This window comes from Polynucleobacter antarcticus (assembly GCF_013307245.1).
Lineage (GTDB): Bacteria > Pseudomonadota > Gammaproteobacteria > Burkholderiales > Burkholderiaceae > Polynucleobacter > Polynucleobacter antarcticus.
In genome coordinates this window covers 976,517-994,399 of the sequence record NZ_CP028941.1, presented here as the reverse complement: position 1 = coordinate 994,399, position 17,883 = coordinate 976,517, and the positions used below count along the sequence as shown (strand labels likewise).

The 17,883-nt window shown below is 44.7% G+C and carries 20 protein-coding genes; 2 read left to right on the top strand and 18 right to left on the bottom strand.

Annotation, left to right across the window (positions count from 1 at the left end; all coding sequences use genetic code 11):
* Nucleotides 1-51: 51 nt before the first annotated feature.
* The 16 genes from DCO16_RS05180 to DCO16_RS05105 all read right to left on the bottom strand — a co-directional run bounded on the left by DCO16_RS05180 (nt 52) and on the right by DCO16_RS05105 (nt 14,260).
* Nucleotides 52-978 (bottom strand): M23 family metallopeptidase, encoded by a 927-nt coding sequence (locus DCO16_RS05180; protein ID WP_173942668.1) that lies wholly within the window; start codon nt 976-978, stop codon nt 52-54.
* A 5-nt stretch (nt 979-983) separates the two neighbouring features.
* Complete coding sequence (locus tag DCO16_RS05175) at nt 984-1,421, bottom strand: bactofilin family protein (protein WP_173942667.1); 438 nt, start codon at nt 1,419-1,421, stop codon at nt 984-986.
* Nucleotides 1,422-1,497: 76 nt separating this feature from the next.
* Entirely contained in the window at nt 1,498-2,346 is an 849-nt protein-coding gene (truA, locus tag DCO16_RS05170) for a tRNA pseudouridine(38-40) synthase TruA (RefSeq protein WP_173942666.1), read from the bottom strand.
* A gap of 14 nt (nt 2,347-2,360) precedes the next feature.
* The gene (locus DCO16_RS05165) at nt 2,361-3,701 is read right to left on the bottom strand and encodes a FimV/HubP family polar landmark protein (protein ID WP_254598108.1); all 1,341 of its coding nucleotides are present in this window, start codon (nt 3,699-3,701) and stop codon (nt 2,361-2,363) included.
* 56 nt (nt 3,702-3,757) lie between these two features.
* Nucleotides 3,758-4,915 (bottom strand): aspartate-semialdehyde dehydrogenase, encoded by a 1,158-nt coding sequence (gene asd, locus DCO16_RS05160; RefSeq protein WP_173942664.1) that lies wholly within the window; start codon nt 4,913-4,915, stop codon nt 3,758-3,760.
* Nucleotides 4,916-4,953: 38 nt separating this feature from the next.
* Entirely contained in the window at nt 4,954-6,027 is a 1,074-nt protein-coding gene (gene leuB, locus DCO16_RS05155) for a 3-isopropylmalate dehydrogenase (protein ID WP_173942663.1), read from the bottom strand.
* A 23-nt stretch (nt 6,028-6,050) separates the two neighbouring features.
* Nucleotides 6,051-6,698 (bottom strand): 3-isopropylmalate dehydratase small subunit, encoded by a 648-nt coding sequence (gene leuD, locus DCO16_RS05150; RefSeq protein ID WP_173942662.1) that lies wholly within the window; start codon nt 6,696-6,698, stop codon nt 6,051-6,053.
* A gap of 35 nt (nt 6,699-6,733) precedes the next feature.
* Complete coding sequence (locus DCO16_RS05145; RefSeq protein WP_173942661.1) at nt 6,734-6,949, bottom strand: hypothetical protein; 216 nt, start codon at nt 6,947-6,949, stop codon at nt 6,734-6,736.
* A 9-nt stretch (nt 6,950-6,958) separates the two neighbouring features.
* Entirely contained in the window at nt 6,959-8,368 is a 1,410-nt protein-coding gene (leuC, locus tag DCO16_RS05140; RefSeq protein WP_173942660.1) for a 3-isopropylmalate dehydratase large subunit, read from the bottom strand.
* 18 nt (nt 8,369-8,386) lie between these two features.
* Nucleotides 8,387-9,700, bottom strand: a complete 1,314-nt coding sequence (gene gltA, locus DCO16_RS05135) for a citrate synthase (RefSeq protein ID WP_173942659.1) — start codon at nt 9,698-9,700, stop codon at nt 8,387-8,389.
* A gap of 81 nt (nt 9,701-9,781) precedes the next feature.
* Entirely contained in the window at nt 9,782-10,051 is a 270-nt protein-coding gene (locus DCO16_RS05130) for an FAD assembly factor SdhE (RefSeq protein ID WP_173942658.1), read from the bottom strand.
* Entirely contained in the window at nt 10,048-10,752 is a 705-nt protein-coding gene (locus DCO16_RS05125) for a succinate dehydrogenase iron-sulfur subunit (protein ID WP_173942657.1), read from the bottom strand. Before DCO16_RS05125 ends, DCO16_RS05130 begins: the two co-directional genes overlap by 4 nt.
* A gap of 18 nt (nt 10,753-10,770) precedes the next feature.
* On the bottom strand, nt 10,771-12,549 hold the full coding sequence (sdhA, locus tag DCO16_RS05120) for a succinate dehydrogenase flavoprotein subunit (RefSeq protein WP_173942656.1): 1,779 nt from the start codon (nt 12,547-12,549) through the stop codon (nt 10,771-10,773).
* Between the two features lie 4 nt (nt 12,550-12,553).
* Nucleotides 12,554-12,919 carry a succinate dehydrogenase, hydrophobic membrane anchor protein gene (sdhD, locus tag DCO16_RS05115; RefSeq protein WP_173942655.1) on the bottom strand — a complete coding sequence of 122 codons (366 nt, stop codon included), beginning with the start codon at nt 12,917-12,919 and terminating at the stop codon, nt 12,554-12,556.
* Between the two features lie 24 nt (nt 12,920-12,943).
* Entirely contained in the window at nt 12,944-13,363 is a 420-nt protein-coding gene (gene sdhC / locus DCO16_RS05110; RefSeq protein ID WP_173942654.1) for a succinate dehydrogenase, cytochrome b556 subunit, read from the bottom strand.
* Nucleotides 13,364-13,516: 153 nt separating this feature from the next.
* Nucleotides 13,517-14,260: a GntR family transcriptional regulator gene (locus DCO16_RS05105; RefSeq protein ID WP_254598107.1), complete on the bottom strand. Its 744-nt coding sequence runs from the start codon at nt 14,258-14,260 to the stop codon at nt 13,517-13,519.
* A gap of 144 nt (nt 14,261-14,404) precedes the next feature.
* Between DCO16_RS05105 and DCO16_RS05100 the strand changes: the two genes are divergently transcribed.
* Together DCO16_RS05100 and DCO16_RS05095 are read left to right on the top strand one after the other, a co-directional pair.
* On the top strand, nt 14,405-15,394 hold the full coding sequence (locus DCO16_RS05100; RefSeq protein ID WP_173942652.1) for a malate dehydrogenase: 990 nt from the start codon (nt 14,405-14,407) through the stop codon (nt 15,392-15,394).
* A gap of 11 nt (nt 15,395-15,405) precedes the next feature.
* Nucleotides 15,406-15,780 carry a hypothetical protein gene (locus tag DCO16_RS05095; protein WP_173942651.1) on the top strand — a complete coding sequence of 125 codons (375 nt, stop codon included), beginning with the start codon at nt 15,406-15,408 and terminating at the stop codon, nt 15,778-15,780.
* A gap of 83 nt (nt 15,781-15,863) precedes the next feature.
* Here the strand turns inward: DCO16_RS05095 and DCO16_RS05090 are convergent, their stop codons facing one another.
* Nucleotides 15,864-17,075, bottom strand: a complete 1,212-nt coding sequence (locus DCO16_RS05090) for a DUF2863 family protein (protein WP_173942650.1) — start codon at nt 17,073-17,075, stop codon at nt 15,864-15,866.
* Between the two features lie 10 nt (nt 17,076-17,085).
* Complete coding sequence (gene yaaA / locus DCO16_RS05085; RefSeq protein ID WP_173942649.1) at nt 17,086-17,862, bottom strand: peroxide stress protein YaaA; 777 nt, start codon at nt 17,860-17,862, stop codon at nt 17,086-17,088.
* Nucleotides 17,863-17,883 lie beyond the last annotated feature (21 nt).

Here is a 17,883-nt window from a genome sequence, read left to right as displayed (position 1 = left end):
CATAATAAAGGCTTAAGGGGGTTAAAAGCGGTGACACCCTAAATAAGCGGGTTATCTCGCGGAGGTATGACCAATCAGCACTTGGGATGGATCAATGAGCTTACCCTCTTTGAGAACCTCATAGTGCAAGTGGGGCCCGGTTGACCGACCGGTGGTTCCCACCTTGGCAACCAACTGCCCCCTCTGGACTTTTTCTCCTAGGGATACGAGAAACTCACTCGTATGAGCATACCGAGATTGAAAGCCACCAGCGTGATCAATCACCAAAAGATTTCCATAGATGGGATCTCGCTCTGCTTTAGATACGAAGCCTATCCCAGAGGCGACTATCGAAGTGCCTTGAGGTGCCTGAAAATCAACCCCCAAATGCTCACTCCAAGAATTTTTAAATGGATCTAAACGCTTACCAAAGCCACTTGAAATAGAAATACGGCCTTCAATAGGGCTGCCAATAGGCCTGGCCTCTAACCAAGAAACATAGGTATTCCAATGCATCGTTAGTTTTTTTAAATGCTCATTGCCATGCTTCATATCCTGCAATGAATCTTGCAAAGCATTCATTAAGCTAGGATTATTAGTCGAGCGGACTGGCGTAATGAATGGACCGCCAGCAGAGGACAGGCTGGGCTTCTCTTTTTGAATTAGCAGAGGGGTAGCTAATGCAGCTAATTTTTGATTGCTGATCTGAAGTTCATTCACCGTAGACTGATAAGTAATTACCTGGTTCTCAATAGCCACTAACTTTTGACGGTAAAAGGCGCTTAAGTTCTCTAATTCAACGGCCGTATGTACGTTGCCGAGTTTTCTGGCGAGCTGAGGGTTGTACTCAATCGCCATCTGAAATCCGGTATATTGTAAAAAAACGCCAACAAAAATTAATGCAAGGGCAAAACCACCAATCCCTATCAATAAGTTTTTGAGCGTGAGATTCAGGCGGCGAATCTTACCAACTGGCCCTGAGACCCAAAATATCTGCATACTATTTAACTGGCGTTACTCTTATGCCGTGCCTGAGCAATTAAATGGTCTGCCGTTTGCCCAGAAACATCGCTATCAGCTTGGCGCAACTTTCCTTCGAGTTTAGCTCCAACCTGCATACCTAAGGTTCCATACGTTACATCGCCACTCACAAAAGCAGTCTCTAATAATTCCACCCGATCAGAAGAAAAAATATTGCCCTGCAGGATTCCGGAAACGATAACATGCGTTGCACGGATATCGCCAGTAACGGTGGCTCCTTTAGCAATTGCCACAGTGGCATCGCAACCATCTTCTTGCAAAATGTTGCCATTCACCAGGCCATCAATACGAACACTGCTACGGAGTAGTAGATTTCCGTCTATTCTGATCGATGCACCAATAATGGTTTCAAAATTTTCAACAGATTTTCCAAGCTGCTTGTTCGGTTGCGACTTAAACATGATGACCCTTTTTGTATGTAGAACAGGATGATCTCAAAATTGTAATTTAATACTATTACCCTAAAGGCTAATATGCCTATTTTTTTGTGTCTTTATGCAGATCAACAGTTAAAAATGGGGGTAGCCAAGCATTCTCTAGTAATGGATTTGGAATCCGAAATTCATCTGGGTAACTAATTTGCACTAAGTAAAGCCCGGCAGCAGAAAAAGTAGGTGCGGCAATACTACGATCTTTCGCCTCTAAAACTTCCGACATCCACTTTGCCGATTGTTTTCTTACACCAATTTGGAGAAAACTACCCACTAAATTGCGCACCATATGATGCAAGAAAGCATTTCCTTTAATTCTGAAATATAACCAAGGCGCCTGAGAAAAAATCTCGATGGAATATAGCGTCTTGATAGGAGTTTTACTTTGGCACTCAGATGAACGAAATGAAGTGAAATCATGCTCACCTATTAAGCACTCGGCGGCCAGCTTCATCGCATCAATGTCAAACCAGCGGTCTGCTGGCAACATCAGGTAGCCTGCATGATCTCGCATCATTGGTGAGCGACATGGCCCAGCTTGTAAGGCGTAGATATAGGTACGTTCATGTGCACAGTAGCGCGCATTAAACTCATCTGAAACTAACTGTGCCCAATTCACCACAATGGACTCGGGTAGAAAGGCATTAACGCCTCTGACCCATGACCAATTGTCTCTATCTACATCAACATCAAAGTGAACGACTTGACCTAAAGCGTGCACACCAGTATCGGTTCTCCCAGCAGTAATCACCCGAATTGGGGGTGATGATCCCTGCCCTCCTACAAAAGCATTAATGGCTTTCTCTAGTCGATCTTGAACTGTATCCTGCTGAACTTGAGATTGCCAACCAGAATAGGGACTGCCATCATATTGAAGGCCTAGAGCAATACGCATAACTAATGACTCGCTTAGTTTGGCCGACGAGACAATTCAGTCAACAATGCCTGCGCTTCTATTCCGAGCGCTTTATCAATTGAATCACTCATCACAATAATCTCTTCTAGAGATTTTTTCGCAGAAGGGAAATCTTCAATGGTGATATAGGCACGCGCTAAATTGAGCTTCACTCGTAAGGCATCAGCTAGAAGATTTTTATCAACCGCTTGATCGCTAGGAATATTTTTTCTAGGCGGCAGATCTAAATCAATGCCAGCAAAGAGTGATTTAGCTCGCTCTGGCATCACGCCATGCGAACCTAGATATTCCTGAGCCGGTTTTACTGGTACTTGATCTGATCGACCTTTCTGTACCCGAGTAGGATAATCTACTAGCTCTGAGCGACGGGCATTTTTGGCCAGCAACCAAAACAATAAACCCGTAAATCCAATAAGCGTTAATGCTAATAAGCCAGGAGCATAGCCACCCAAAAGAGCAACAGATTCATTACCAGCTTTCTCTGAGGACTTTCCTTTAGCTTCCTCGAGTAAGCGTTTTAGATCTGCAATATTTTTTTCAAGCTCTGCTACACGCGCACGGGTTTGTTCCAGTGATGCTTTTTCCGCAACCAATTCTTCTTCGCTGGCACGGGGATTAGCACCAATCTTTAGCCTATCTTTAATGGGCTCTTCAAGGCTAGTTTTACTAGCGTCTGAATTTAAGGGGGTGTCGCCCTTTGAATGACGCTCGGCCTGCCACTGGGCATTCGATTCAGCAACAAATTGATTGGCCTCTGCAGGGCTAATAGATCTTAATAGCGCTTGACTAGGTTTATTCAGTTCAGCGCCAGCCTCTAGGCGATTAATACTGCCACTAGCAAAGGCATCGGGATTGGCTTTAAATAATGCCATCATGGTTTGATCTAGAGAGGCGCCATTTAATTGTGGTGCCAACTGAGCAGCTATCTCTGATAGGGTCTGCCCGGACCTGACCGTAATTTTTTGTACGTCTCCTAACAGCAAAGTGTAAGCCTTAGTAATACTGCCAGCAGACCAATTTAGGGTAACTAAGAGATCTAAAAAGGGGTCTTCGCTAATAGGTACAGGATTGACCGTTTCCACCAATACCATGAGCTGTTCTTGGGCATTGCGGTACACCATCGCCTGGGGATTCAAATCTAATAATTTTTGAGAGATACCCAAACGATCATAGACGGTCTTATTGGAGATCCCCGCTTGTAGAGTAGCTAAGGCGGACTGCTCATCAGCCCCAACCCGAATAGGAAACTCTACCTTAAGCGGCTGACCGGCTTGAGAGAGTAACCGAGGAGATCCTAAGGAAACTGCACCTGCTGCACATGACCAGCTAAGCAAAAATGCGCAGGTTGTCTTTACGAAATTTACAAAACGGATTTGGCTAATAAAAATCATTAACGCTCAAGCAAAATGCGGAGCATGCGGCGTAATGGCTCAGCAGCGCCCCACAAAAGCTGATCACCCACCGTGAATGCCGCAAGATACTCAGGCCCCATCGCCATCTTATGTAAACGCCCAATCGGGATTGACAAAGTACCGCTCACTGCAGCTGGCGACAGATCATGCTCAGTAGTATCACGATCATTAGGGATAACTTTGACCCACTGATTGTCATTCGCCAGAATGGTTTCGATTTCTTTTAACGGAATATCTTTCTTAAGCTTTACGGTTAAACCTTGAGAATGGCAACGCATCGAACCTACTCGAACACAAATGCCATCCACTGGAATACTGCCAGCAGATCTAAATGCAGGACGTCCTAAAATCTTATTAAACTCAGAGCCGCCCTTCCACTCTTCTTTGGTTTGACCATGCTCAACAGGCACATCAATCCAAGGAATTAAACTACCTGCTAAGGCAGTATTACGAAAATTCTTTTTTGGAAAGCTATCTGAACGCAGGGTTGCCGTCACTTTACGGTCAATATCTAAAATCCATGATGAAGGATCAGCCAATTCAGTAGCTACGCTATCACGCAGCGCTCCCATTTGCAGAAGTAACTCACGCATATTTTGTGCGCCTGCACCAGAAGCGGCTTGATAAGTCATGGCACTAATCCATTCAACCATGTCTGCTTTTACCAAGCCACCCATAGCCATCATCATTAAGCTCACAGTGCAATTACTGCCAATCCAATTTTTTCCACCAGCTGCTAATGCCTTATCAATCACAGAGCGATTGACTGGATCCAAAATAAGTACTGCGTCGTCCTTCATTCGCAGAGCACTCGCTGCGTCAATCCAATGGCCCTGCCACCCAGCAGCACGTAATTGTGGAAAAATTTCATTGGTGTAATCGCCGCCCTGGCAAGTCAGGATCATATCGCAACGTGCTAATGCTGTGATGTCATTCGCATCTAACAAAGTAAGTTCATTTTTAGCAACTTGTTGGCCATTGATTAAGGGCACCTTGCCCCCAGCTTGGCTAGTACTGAAAAAAACAGGCTCCAATAAGTCAAAATCTTTTTCGGCCAACATTCTATCCATAAGCACACTGCCAACCATGCCGCGCCAGCCGACTAAGCCTACTAAGGGTAAATTTGTATTAGCCATGATGATAAATTCTTAATTAAATAGAGGTACGAATAAAATTATTGAGAGAGTGCTGCTACAACAGCATCGCCCATTTGAATCGTAGACACCTTGGTAGTGCCAGCAGTAAAAATATCTGCCGTACGCAAGCCTTGCGTTAATACTTTTTGAACCGCCGCCTCAATACGATCGGCTTGCTCTGGCAAGCCTAGTGAGTAACGCAGCATCATTGCGGCAGATAAAACCGTTGCCAAAGGATTCGCAATACCTTTACCAGCAATATCCGGAGCCGAACCATGGCTCGGTTCGTATAGACCTTTATTATTTTTATCCAAGGATGCAGACGGGAGCATGCCAATAGAGCCTGTCAACATAGCAGCCTCATCAGACAAAATATCGCCAAACAGATTGCCAGTCACCACTACATCAAATGCTTTAGGTGCTTTTACCAACTGCATCGCTGCGTTATCAACATACATATGAGATAGCTCAACATCTGGGTAGTCCTTGCCTACTCGGATCATCACCTCACGCCACAGTTGTGAGGTTTCTAAAACGTTTGCTTTATCTACACTGCATACCTTCTTACTACGCTTACGGGCAGCCTCAAAGGCAACGCGGCCTATACGCTCTACTTCTGGTTCGCAGTAATGCATCATGTCAAACCCTTCTCGTGCCCCTTTAAAGAGTGGCAACTCAGAAGCTCTAATACCGCGTGGCTGACCAAAATAAATATCGCCATTTAACTCACGAATAATCAGAATATCAAGTCCACCTACAATCTCGGCTTTCAGACTCGAGGCAGCGGTTAATTCGTCATAACAAATAGCAGGTCTAAAGTTAGCGAATAACTCTAAGTGTTTACGTAGACCCAAAATAGCCTGCTCGGGACGTAATTCGCGAGCCAAGGTATCGTATTTCCAGTCACCGACAGCGCCAAATAAAATAGCATCTGCATTTTTAGCCAACTCTAAGGTAGCGGGCGGCAAAGGGTGGCCCGCAACATCATAAGCAGCACCACCTACAGGTGCTGTCTCTAATTCAAATTTTGGACCGAGTGCATTGAGCACTTTAACTGCTTCGGAAATAATTTCAGGGCCGATACCATCGCCCGGTAGGACAGCAATTTTCATGAAAGACCCTTAACTGGTTAAAACTATGGCAACTGAGTTGTAAGCCAAGGCATCTTGAGGATACGCTCAGCTTCAAAAGCCTTAATTTTATCTGCATGTTGCAAAGTTAAGCCAATATCATCTAATCCATTGAGAAGGCAATGCTTTCTAAATGGCGCTATATCGAAGCTGTATGCAGTGTTATTGGGGGTTATCACTTCCTGACGGGCGAGATCAATAGTGAGCTGGTAGCCAGTAAAAGCTAGAGTTTCATTAAATAGATGGTCCACCTGTAATTCTGAGAGGACTATCGGTAAGAGGCCATTTTTAAAGCAGTTATTAAAGAAAATATCAGCAAAACTGGGGGCAATGATCGCTCTAAAGCCAAATTGAGCTAAAGCCCAAGGTGCATGCTCACGGGAACTGCCGCAACCAAAATTCTTGCGGGCCAACAAAATACCAGCACCTTGATAGCGGGCTTGGTTAAGAATAAAGTCTGGATTAATGGGTCTATTGCTACAGTCTTGACCAGGTTCGCCATGATCTAAATAACGCCACTCATCAAATAAGTTTTGGCCAAAACCCGTTTTTTTAATTGATTTTAAGAACTGCTTCGGAATAATGGCATCAGTGTCCACATTTTCGCGATTCAGTGGGGCGACCAAGCCTTGGTATACCGTAAATTTATCCATGATGAAGTCTTTGACTTTTTAAATGAGCACTTAAATTACTTAACAGGCGTCACCACAACATCCTTACCCTGAGTTTGGGATTGATTTGGCGTGCTTTGTGGTTTACTAGATGTGCCCCCCATTGAGGTACCCATAGTCTGCAAATCCTTACCAACACCTTCCATCGTATTGGCACAAGCAGCAAGCACCAAGCCAGCTATAGCAACTATCGTTAATTTTTTAATCATGGTGAGTGAAGAAAGTGCAGACATTGTCGTTCCTTAAGAGATTTTACGAACATCAACAAAGTGGCCCTCGATAGCAGCAGCGGCTGCCATTGCAGGACTTACTAAATGGGTTCTACCGCCATTACCCTGGCGACCTTCAAAATTCCGATTCGATGTAGATGCACAACGTTCACCCGGTTCTAAGCGATCTGCATTCATTGCTAAACACATAGAGCATCCCGGTTCACGCCATTCAAAACCAGCGGCTTTAAATACGCGATCTAAACCTTCTCGCTCGGCCTGCGCTTTGACTAAACCTGAGCCAGGAACAACCAGAGCGAGTTTGATGTTAGGGGCTACCTTCTTACCTAGGCGATCAACCACTTTAGCTGCAGCACGAATATCCTCAATCCGACTATTAGTACAAGATCCAATAAATACTTTATCTACAGAAATTTGACTCATTGGCGTATTGGGTATGAGATTCATATACTCGAGAGCGCGCTCCATAGCCAAACGTTTATTAGGGTCGCGCTCTTTTTCTGGATCAGGAACGCTATCACTAATCGATAAGACCATTTCCGGTGAAGTACCCCAGGTAACTTGCGGAGCGATCTCTTCCGCACGCAGCTCAACCACTACATCAAACTTTGCTTCTGCATCTGAATGCAATGTACGCCAGTACTGCAAAGCATGGCGCATCATATCGCCCTTAGGTGCGTAAGGTCTGCCTTGGATATAGTCAATCGTGGTTTCATCAACCGCCACCAGACCAGCACGAGCGCCCGCTTCAATGGCCATATTACAAACGGTCATACGCCCTTCCATCGACAAATTACGAATCGCTTCGCCCGCAAACTCAATCGTATAACCCGTACCGCCAGCCGTACCAATTTTTCCAATAATCGCAAGCACAATATCTTTAGCAGTCGAACCAGGCTGTAAACGCCCATCCACTTTCACCAACATATTCTTACTCTTTTTCATGAGTAAGGTTTGGGTTGCTAAGGCATGCTCGACTTCAGAGGTGCCAATACCAAAAGCCAAGGCACCAAATGCACCATGTGTACTGGTGTGAGAATCACCACACACAACCGTCATACCAGGCAAAGTAGCGCCCTGCTCAGGACCAATCACGTGCACAATGCCCTGACGGGTATCGTTCATCTTGTATTGCGTTATTCCAAATGCATCACAATTTTGATCTAAGGTATCTACCTGCAACTTAGAAATCGGATCAGCGATCCCTTGGGAACGATCAGTAGTAGGCACATTGTGATCAGACACAGCTAAGTTAGCTGAAATACGCCAAACTGGACGCCCCGCTAGGTTCAGTCCTTCAAAAGCTTGGGGGCTCGTTACTTCATGCAATAACTGACGGTCGATATAGATAGTCGCCGTGCCATCTTCTTCAGAATAGACAACATGGTCATCCCATAACTTATCGTAAAGCGTACGTGCCATAGAAGTCCTTTGATAGCCTTATTTACGATCGCTCAAGTTGGGAACTTTACGTGTAGTCTCTCCAACATAAAGTTGACGTGGACGGCCAATCTTATACTCTGGATCAGTAATCATTTCTTCCCATTGAGCAATCCAACCCACTGTTCTAGCCAAAGCAAAGATACAGGTAAACATTTCAGTAGGAATGCCTAAGGCACGCTGCACAATACCTGAATAGAAATCGACGTTCGGATACAACTTACGGCTGACAAAATACTCATCTTCCAGCGCAATCTTTTCTAACGTCATCGCTAATTTAAACAATGGATCATTCTCAAGACCCATTTCCTTTAAAACTTCATAACACGTTTCGCGCATCAATTTAGCGCGGGGGTCAAAGTTTTTATATACACGATGACCAAAACCCATTAAGCGAACACTAGAGTTTTTATCTTTAACCTGGGTTATAAATTCACCAATTTTTTCAACGCCACCATTAGCCTGAATATCCTCAAGCATTTGTAAGCAAGCTTCGTTTGCACCGCCATGTGCAGCACCCCATAGACAAGCAATGCCAGCAGAGATGGCGGCAAATGGATTTGTACCAGACGAACCGCAAAGACGTACCGTCGATGTGGATGCATTCTGCTCATGGTCAGCATGGAGAATAAAAATACGATCCAATGCACGTACTAATACCGGATTAATCTTGTACTCTTCACACGGATTAGCGAACATCATACGCATGAAGTTCGCTGTATACGATAAAGAATTGTTTGGATAAACAAATGGCTGACCAATTGAATATTTGTATGCCATTGCCACTAAGGTCGGCATCTTTGCAATCAATCGAATCTGAGCAATTTCACGAGCCTTTGGCTGCGCATAATCTATTGCATCATGATAGAAAGCTGCCATCGCGCCAACCAAGCCTGTTAATACAGACATAGGATGAGCGTCACGACGGAAACCGCGCAAGAAAAATTGCATTTGCTCATGCACCATCGTGTGATGAATCACCAGCTCTTCAAAGTCTTTTTTCTGCTTCGCATTAGGCAAACTGCCATTAATTAGCAAAAAACATACTTCCAGGAAGTCACAGTTGTTGGCTAAATCCTCAATCGGGTAACCGCGATACAGTAGCTCGCCTTTGTCGCCATCAATATAGGTAATCTTGCTATTGCAAGATGCAGTCGATAAAAAGCCTGAGTCATAAGTGAACTTGCCAGTTTGACCATAGAGCTTGCGAATATCGATCACATCAGGACCAACTGTACCTTTATAAATCGGCAACTCAATATCGGGAGTACCGTCTGAAAACGATAATTTAGCCTTGATATCCGATTCAATCATTTCTCATCCTTAGTCATTCAAATTTACAATAATTACACTATTACATACACAACTAGATTGCCGGTGCACCAAAAGCTCGCATTACTTTTCTCTCAACTTATTTAACACTACCTTAAAAGAGTCTATCTTTGCCTCATTCTCACATGCGGGAAGAGAATCTTTACGCCCAATCAGTAAATCCATCAAATCATTGTCTTCTAAAGCAAGTAACTGGCTTAATACTTTTCCATCTTCTGCACTTAATTGAGCGCCATAACGAGCAAAAAAACGCTGAAGAATTAAATCGTTCTCTAGCAAGCCTCTTCGAGCATCACTTTTTAAGCGATATAACTCCGCATTAGACAGGGTCATACTGCTCTGCGAACCATCAATTCTTTTATCTTACCAATTGCCTTAGTGGGGTTGAGATGCTTCGGACATACATCTACGCAATTCATAATGGTATGACAACGGAACAGGCGATACGGATCTTCTAAGTTATCAAGGCGCTGGGCTGTTTCTTCATCACGACTATCGGCAATAAAACGATACGCTTGCAGGAGTCCAGCGGGGCCAACAAACTTATCCGGATTCCACCAAAAGGATGGGCATGCTGTTGAACAGGATGCGCAGAGAATGCACTCATACAAACCATTGAGCTCTTCGCGCTCCTCCGGACTTTGGAGGCGCTCTTTTTCAGGAGCGGGATTGTCGTTCACCAAATATGGCTTGATAGAGAGGTATTGTTTGAAGAACAGAGTCATGTCGACAATTAAGTCGCGCACTACCGGCAATCCAGGCAATGGTCGTAATGTAATGACCTTAGGCAAAGTTAGCATATTGGTTAAGCAAGCTAAACCATTTTTGCCATTGATATTCATAGCGTCTGAACCACAAACCCCTTCGCGGCATGAGCGACGGTAGGTAATCGATTCATCTTGCTTCTTTAAAGAAATCAAGGCATCCAGCAACATACGCTCACCGGTGAGCTCTAATTCATAACGCTCCATACGTGGTGCGGCATCAACATCAGGATCGTAACGATAAATTTCAAATACACGAATATCACTCATTTTTTTATCTCTCTTCGTTTAGAAGGTACGTTCTTTAGGAGGGAAGGAATCGACTGTCAATGGCTTTAATTGCACTGGCTTGTAATCTAAGCGATTGTCTTCGCTATACCAAAGTGTGTGCTTCATCCAATTGGCGTCATCGCGCGTCTGATGATCATTGTGCGAATGTGCTCCACGACTTTCCTTACGCGCTGCTGCGGAGATCATCGTTGCATTTGCAGTCTCTATCAAATTAGCCACTTCTAGAGCTTCGATGCGTGCGGTGTTAAAAATTGAGGATTTATCTTTCAGCCACAAATGTTTAGCGCGCTCCGTTAACTTTGCCATTTGGCGAACGCCTTCATCCATCAACTCTTGATTGCGGAATACGCCCGCATATTTTTGCATCGTCTTACGGATATCGTTAGCAACATCTTGTGCATACTCACCAGAGGTGGAGTTATCCAACTGCGCTACTCGTTCTAGGGTTTTCTCACCAGCGTTTGCAGGCAGGGCTTTAAATTCACGCTGCTTTAAGTTCAAGCCAACAATGTGGTTACCTGCAGCACGTCCAAATACCAATAAATCTAATAAAGAATTGGTACCTAAACGATTCGCTCCGTGAACAGATACGCAAGAGCACTCACCAATGGCATACAGACCATTGACGATCTCATTGTGTTTACCATTCGCAGGCACTACTACTTGACCATTGATGTTAGTTGGAATACCGCCCATCTGATAGTGAATTGTCGGCACGACTGGAATAGGTTCCTTGGTCACATCAACGTTGGCAAAGTTGATACCAATCTCATATACCGATGGCAGACGCTTCATGATGGTCTCGGCACCAATGTGCGTTAAATCTAATACGACATAGTCGCCGTTAGGGCCGCATCCGCGCCCTTCTTTAATCTCTTGATCCATGCAACGAGAAATAAAATCTCGTGGAGCCAAATCCTTATAGGTTGGCGCATAACGCTCCATGAAGCGTTCACCATCTTTATTGCGCAAAATGGCGCCTTCTCCACGACAACCTTCGGTGAGCAATACACCGGCACCAGCAACCCCCGTAGGATGGAATTGCCAGAACTCCATATCTTCTAAAGGAATATCTGCGCGGGCCGCAAGACCCATACCGTCACCAGTATTAATAAAGGCATTTGTGGAAGCGTCCCAAATACGACCCGCACCTCCGGTAGCTAACATTACTACCTTCGCTTCCAGAATATAAATTTCACCCGTTTCCATCTCGAGTGCAGTCACACCCACGACATCACCAGCATCATCCCGTATTAAATCTAAAGCTAACCACTCAACAAAAAAGTTGGTCTTAGAGCGCACGTTGCGTTGATATAAGGTGTGCAACATTGCATGACCGGTACGGTCTGCAGCTGCACAAGCACGTTGTACTGGTTTCTCACCATAATTTGCAGTGTGCCCACCAAATGGCCGCTGATAAATAGTGCCATCAGGGTTGCGGTCAAAAGGCATACCAAAGTGTTCTAACTCATAAACTACTTTAGGTGCTTCACGACACATAAACTCAATCACGTCCTGATCACCCAACCAATCAGAACCTTTGATGGTGTCATAAAAATGATAGTGCCAGTTATCCTCACTCATATTACCTAGTGCAGCACCAATACCACCTTGCGCAGCCACGGTGTGTGAACGCGTTGGAAACACTTTAGTTAACACTGCAACATTCAGACCAGCCTCTGCTAACTGCAAAGAAGCACGCATACCTGAACCACCTGCACCAATAATTACTGCGTCAAAACGACGGCGTGGTAACACTTTTTTAATCGCGGTCATCGAATTACACTTTCCACAAAATTTGAATGGCATAAGCCGCGCAGGCTACGAGATATAAAACGGTTAATACTTGAAGTGTTAAACGGATACTGACAGGTTTGATGTAATCCATCCAGATATCACGGATACCAATCCAGGCGTGATAAAACAGACTGATAAAAGCGAGCATTGTCAGCAACTTCATGAGCTGATTGCTAAATAAGCCAGCCCAACCTTCATACGTTGCACTACCGCTAATTAAATAATCAGCCAGTAAAACAATCGTAAACACAACCATCACTACTGCAGTTGCGCGTTGAATAATCCACTCTTTAAGGCCGTAATGTGCACCTACTACTAGACGCTTTGGTCCGATTTGATATTGAGACATATGTTTTCCTTAACCTAAGAGCGCTTAAAACAAGCCGAATAATTTAAGACCCACAATCGCGGTCAGGGCCAATCCCAATGAAAAAACGATGATCGCTGAGCGATTGGCATCTAATTTTTCCACCCCAATATCCATATCTAGTAAGAGATAACGAATCCCAGCGCAAAAGTGGTGCAAGAAAGACCAAATAAGGCCAAGGCAGATGATTTTGACTAATACGTTACCGGTTAGCGCCTGAAATTTTTGGTAACTGAGTTCTGATGCCAAGCTTTGATCGAACAGATACAGCAAAAATGGCAACATTAAGAAAAGTGCTGCGCCACTGATACGGTGGAGGATGGATACCTTACCCGCCCAAGGAAGGCGATATTTAATTAACTGCGCCAAGCCAATATTGCGGTAAACCGGCTTAGGGCTTTTTACTTTTTGCTGTGAATCAACCATGTGCGATTTTCTCTATTGTGGAGGTTCAGGGATGTTTTGTTGTATTGCAACATTCTATTGGAAACGGAAGGATAAATAGTTTTTTTAGGTGTTTAAAGGGGGTATTGCTTATTTATATGGCAGCTATAAGTGTACTGCTTGGCTTAGATTCCACTAGTTCAATTTGTTTTCATAATGCTGTTCAGAGGTGTCATATCGAGCATGCCGTACCTCTACGGGCTTATTCCCATAGGTAAAAGCAACCCGCTCAACGGATAGCAAAGCAGCGCTTAAAGGAAGTTGCAAATGGCTCGAGAGCACTTGGTCAGCCAAAATTGCCTTAATCTTCTCTTCAGCGCGCACCATATGGGTAGCGTAGGTAGCCTCGTAAAAACCATACATCGGGCCTGGCCAGGCGTTGAGCGAGGACAAGGTCAGTCCTATAAAACGGGTCTCTGGTAGCCAGATCTCCTCAAATACGATTGGCTTTCGGGCAGTACTCTGGGTCCGCTCAATACGAATCACGGGGTCTCCCATCTTTAATTTCAACAGTTTTGCAACAGATAAATCTGCTTTAATCGATTCACAGGCCAGAAATTGGCTTTTTAGATGAATTCGGCCACCTGAGTCTGGTTCTAGCCGCAAAAAGCGGTATTGCCAGTCATCCTCTTGATGAGTGGCGACAAAAGTGCCTTTACCCTGACGACGAACCAATAGATTTTGTGCTGCGAGTTCATCAATTGCCTTGCGCACAGTACCCTGACTCACGGCATAGCGAGCTGCTAGCTCCATTTCACTGGGGATAACACTGCCTGGAAGCCATTCTGAGGACTGTAAACTCGCCAAAATCATGGCCTTAATTTGCTCATATAAAGGGCTAAATGTAGCAATGGGTTCAGATATCAAGGGCAAATTCACTCCAGCAACGCTTTCTTTAGATAAAATTCAGGCTTATTTAATATCTTATATAAGACATGGACAACAGTGTAAATGGAAAGTTGATCTTCTTGAATGGATAATGAGTAAGAATTCGTTAATTAACCACAACTGGAGTTATTAGTAATGGCAAAAGCCCCAATGCGCGTCGCTGTAACCGGCGCAGCCGGTCAAATCGGTTATTCCCTACTTTTTCGTATCGCCAATGGTGATTTGCTAGGCAAAGATCAGTCCGTCATCCTCCAGTTACTGGAAATTCCTGATGAAAAAGCCCAAAAAGCATTAGCGGGCGTGATGATGGAGTTAGATGATTGCGCCTTCCCGCTATTAGCAGGTATGAGCGCCCATTCTGACCCAATGACCGCCTTTAAAGACATTGATATTGCCCTGTTGGTTGGTGCGCGCCCTCGTGGCCCTGGCATGGAGCGTAAAGATTTGCTTTCCGCAAATGCACAAATTTTTACAGCCCAAGGTAAGGCACTCAATGCCGTTGCTAAACGTACCGTCAAAGTATTAGTCGTGGGCAATCCCGCGAATACCAACGCCTACATTGCAATGAAATCTGCCCCAGATATTCCTGCAAAGAATTTCACTGCCATGCTGCGCTTAGACCACAACCGCGCACTGTCACAATTGGCCGCTAAGCTGGGCAAACCAGTTGCAGATATAGAGAAATTGGTCGTTTGGGGTAACCACAGCCCAACCATGTATCCAGACTATCGTTTCGCAACTATTGATAGTAAGTCTGTCAAAGACAGTATTAATGATGCGGCATGGAATAAAGATACTTTTATCCCTACAGTGGGTAAGCGTGGTGCTGCCATTATCGAAGCCCGCGGCCTATCATCAGCAGCCTCTGCAGCTAATGCGGCCATTGACCACATGCATGATTGGGTACTCGGCACTCATGGCAAATGGGTCACAATGGGTATACCATCCAAAGGTGAATACGATATTCCTGCTGAAGTCATTTATGGCTTTCCAGTAGTTTGCGAGAATGGTGAATACAAGATGATTGAAGGCCTAGAGATTGATGCTTTTTCTCGTGAACGCATGAATCACACTCTCAATGAATTGCTTGAAGAACAAGCTGGTGTTAAACATTTACTGTCCTAAGGATTACTACTATGAAGCGAACCCTGCTCACCCTCAGTCTGACTGGCATCAGTATTTTCAGCGCTAGCAGTATTTATGCTAGTGACGTAGCAGCAACTTGGACTTGTGTTGATAAGAAGCAATTTCAAACTACAGGAACAGCAGACAAGGTTCGCCTCACTTGGGAATCTAAAACGTTTGAGTTAAGCCGTGAAAATTCATTGCCAGGCAGCCTGCGCTATAAAAACACAACTAGTGGACATGATCTTGTAGTGTTGGGAAACAAGGCAATGTTGTTCAATATTAAAACCGGGACGCGTTTGGCAGATTTTTGCCAAACAGCTGAAATGAAAACGGGCAAGCTCCCCCATTTATTTGCTGGTACTGAACCTTTTACGCAAAACTAATTACGCAAATTAAATTGAGCTAAGAAATAAAAAAGCCGAGAAGTTCTCGGCTTTTTATTTTATTGGATTCCGTATCAATTCGCTCAATGAAATAAGGGTTGCTGAGTGGGTGCATCATCAGGTAATTCAGCATGAACTGCTTCACCCGAACGATCCGGAAACAAGGGCGCACCACAGTCATCACAGAGTTCAGGATCAAACAGCATGGCATGGCGAAAAATATCCTCTACCCCGGCTTCATGCAAAGCATCACAAATCTTTTTGATCGGACTTTCATCTTCAGATAGATCGTTGAGCGCATCGTTTGTCACTGTCTCACGATCGTATAGAGGCCAGATTACGCCATAGACAATCTCGGATGAACCTTTCAAGCTAAATGAAATTCGATACTCATCGGCCTGCTCTTCACCAAACGCACCAACCACGCAAGATAACCCTGCGGGTAAAACACCGAGCGTACTTTCCAAAAAGTTTGCTGCAGCTCTCATACTCAGTGGCCGCACCTGTTTGTCAGCTAATCGACAGTTCGTAAAGTAGGACTCCGGTAAGAGAAGGTCAAACTCGCAGCCGGGCAGCAAACTCGCTACAGTATCTTGCATTGCCGTCTTCCATCCGATCAAACTCATGCCTCGCTCAATACGTGTGGGAGGTTCAGCCTGCCAGCGAAATAAGGGCATGCCAGAAGGTGCAGCAAGCACAGCAATGATAAAACGGGGATCAGCTAAAACCGCAATGGTCTCAGTCATATCACGCAGCTCAATTTTAATTTCACCCTCAGTAATTGCTGCCGTTGCCAAAGCTTCCGTCAGTAAGCGCGTTTGGCAATGTGAATGCGGCATTTGATCAATACTGTACAGCCAAGGAATAATAGCTAAACGGGCATCGGTGGAAGCGATAGCACCTTGCAAAGCCAGCGCAGTTGATTCAATGGCACTGACGGATAAAGGACCTGAAGGAATTTGATACCGGGTATGGGCAACAATCGGTAACGCAAGTAACAAGACATCCCAGCTTTTGCCCTCATGCTCCATCACCAATGATTCTGCTAGGGTCTCGGCAGAGTCAGCTAAGACTTCAAAGGCAATAGTATTGATGCGAAACGTTTGATCTAGAGCAGCATCAATTGCATTTTGGTTTTGACTCTTCAGCAATCGCATTAAGCGCGTATTTAAGCGCTCCTCCCAAAATCGATCTTCAATTTGGCTACCCGAAGCGGCTAAGGAAATCGCATCGGCTACGAGTTTCTCGAGATCAGGTGAGGTGCGTTGTGATGCTTTAGTGCGATGTACAGCCATAGCGACTCTTTTACTTTCTTTCTGAACGTCTAAATACAGGTTTATCAGGCTTTGATTCAGCAGCCGCATACTTATAGCCGTCTAGGTTAAAGCCCTTTAAATCAGCAGAATCGGTGATTTGGTTCTCGACCACATAACGTGCCATTAATCCCCTTGCACGCTTGGCATAAAAAGAAATAATTTTGTACTTACCGTCTTTAGCATCCTGAAACATTGGAGAGATCACTGGGCACGCTAAGTTTTTTGCTTGCACTACCTTGAAATACTCTTCAGAGGCCAGATTTAATAACACGGGCTTTTTTTGCTTCTCTAGGACCTTCTTTAAGGTATCGGTAACGCGCTCACCCCAAAAAGCATAGAGATCTTTGCCTCTGGAGTTTTTAAGAGTGGTACCCATTTCTAGGCGATAAGGCTGCATCAGGTCTAAAGGTCGTAAAGCTCCATATAAGCCCGACAAGATCCGCAGGTGTTCTTGGGCAAAATTCACAGCCTTGGTGCTGAGGGTCTTTACGTCAAAGCCATCATAAACATCGCCATTAAAGGCGTAGATGGCAGGTTTACTGTTTTCTAGGGTGAATTTCTTAGACCAATCCCGGTAGCGACCAACGTTTAAGGTCGCCAATGGATCAGATAAACCCATGAGATCAGCCACCTCTTGAGGAGCCAATTTCTTCAAATCAGCAATCAGTTTGGCGGATTCTGAAACAAATTCAGGCAGAGTGGGCGACTTGACCAGAACGGGGGTTTTGTAATCTAAGGATTTAGCAGGAGAGAGGACAATCAACATGGCACAATTTCATTATGTATT

What these genes read in the sequence shown, in the direction of transcription:
- DCO16_RS05180 (WP_173942668.1), bottom strand. Translation starts at nt 978, where the DNA reads ATGCAGATATTTTGGGTCTCAGGGCCAGTTGGTAAGATTCGCCGCCTG.
- DCO16_RS05175 (WP_173942667.1), bottom strand. Translation starts at nt 1,421, where the DNA reads ATGTTTAAGTCGCAACCGAACAAGCAGCTTGGAAAATCTGTTGAAAAT.
- truA (WP_173942666.1), bottom strand. Translation starts at nt 2,346, where the DNA reads ATGCGTATTGCTCTAGGCCTTCAATATGATGGCAGTCCCTATTCTGGT.
- asd (WP_173942664.1), bottom strand. Translation starts at nt 4,915, where the DNA reads ATGGCTAATACAAATTTACCCTTAGTAGGCTTAGTCGGCTGGCGCGGC.
- leuB (WP_173942663.1), bottom strand. Translation starts at nt 6,027, where the DNA reads ATGAAAATTGCTGTCCTACCGGGCGATGGTATCGGCCCTGAAATTATT.
- leuD (WP_173942662.1), bottom strand. Translation starts at nt 6,698, where the DNA reads ATGGATAAATTTACGGTATACCAAGGCTTGGTCGCCCCACTGAATCGC.
- DCO16_RS05145 (WP_173942661.1), bottom strand. Translation starts at nt 6,949, where the DNA reads ATGTCTGCACTTTCTTCACTCACCATGATTAAAAAATTAACGATAGTT.
- leuC (WP_173942660.1), bottom strand. Translation starts at nt 8,368, where the DNA reads ATGGCACGTACGCTTTACGATAAGTTATGGGATGACCATGTTGTCTAT.
- gltA (WP_173942659.1), bottom strand. Translation starts at nt 9,700, where the DNA reads ATGATTGAATCGGATATCAAGGCTAAATTATCGTTTTCAGACGGTACT.
- DCO16_RS05130 (WP_173942658.1), bottom strand. Translation starts at nt 10,051, where the DNA reads ATGACCCTGTCTAATGCGGAGTTATATCGCTTAAAAAGTGATGCTCGA.
- DCO16_RS05125 (WP_173942657.1), bottom strand. Translation starts at nt 10,752, where the DNA reads ATGAGTGATATTCGTGTATTTGAAATTTATCGTTACGATCCTGATGTT.
- sdhA (WP_173942656.1), bottom strand. Translation starts at nt 12,549, where the DNA reads ATGACCGCGATTAAAAAAGTGTTACCACGCCGTCGTTTTGACGCAGTA.
- sdhD (WP_173942655.1), bottom strand. Translation starts at nt 12,919, where the DNA reads ATGTCTCAATATCAAATCGGACCAAAGCGTCTAGTAGTAGGTGCACAT.
- sdhC (WP_173942654.1), bottom strand. Translation starts at nt 13,363, where the DNA reads ATGGTTGATTCACAGCAAAAAGTAAAAAGCCCTAAGCCGGTTTACCGC.
- DCO16_RS05100 (WP_173942652.1), top strand. Translation starts at nt 14,405, where the DNA reads ATGGCAAAAGCCCCAATGCGCGTCGCTGTAACCGGCGCAGCCGGTCAA.
- DCO16_RS05095 (WP_173942651.1), top strand. Translation starts at nt 15,406, where the DNA reads ATGAAGCGAACCCTGCTCACCCTCAGTCTGACTGGCATCAGTATTTTC.
- DCO16_RS05090 (WP_173942650.1), bottom strand. Translation starts at nt 17,075, where the DNA reads ATGGCTGTACATCGCACTAAAGCATCACAACGCACCTCACCTGATCTC.
- yaaA (WP_173942649.1), bottom strand. Translation starts at nt 17,862, where the DNA reads ATGTTGATTGTCCTCTCTCCTGCTAAATCCTTAGATTACAAAACCCCC.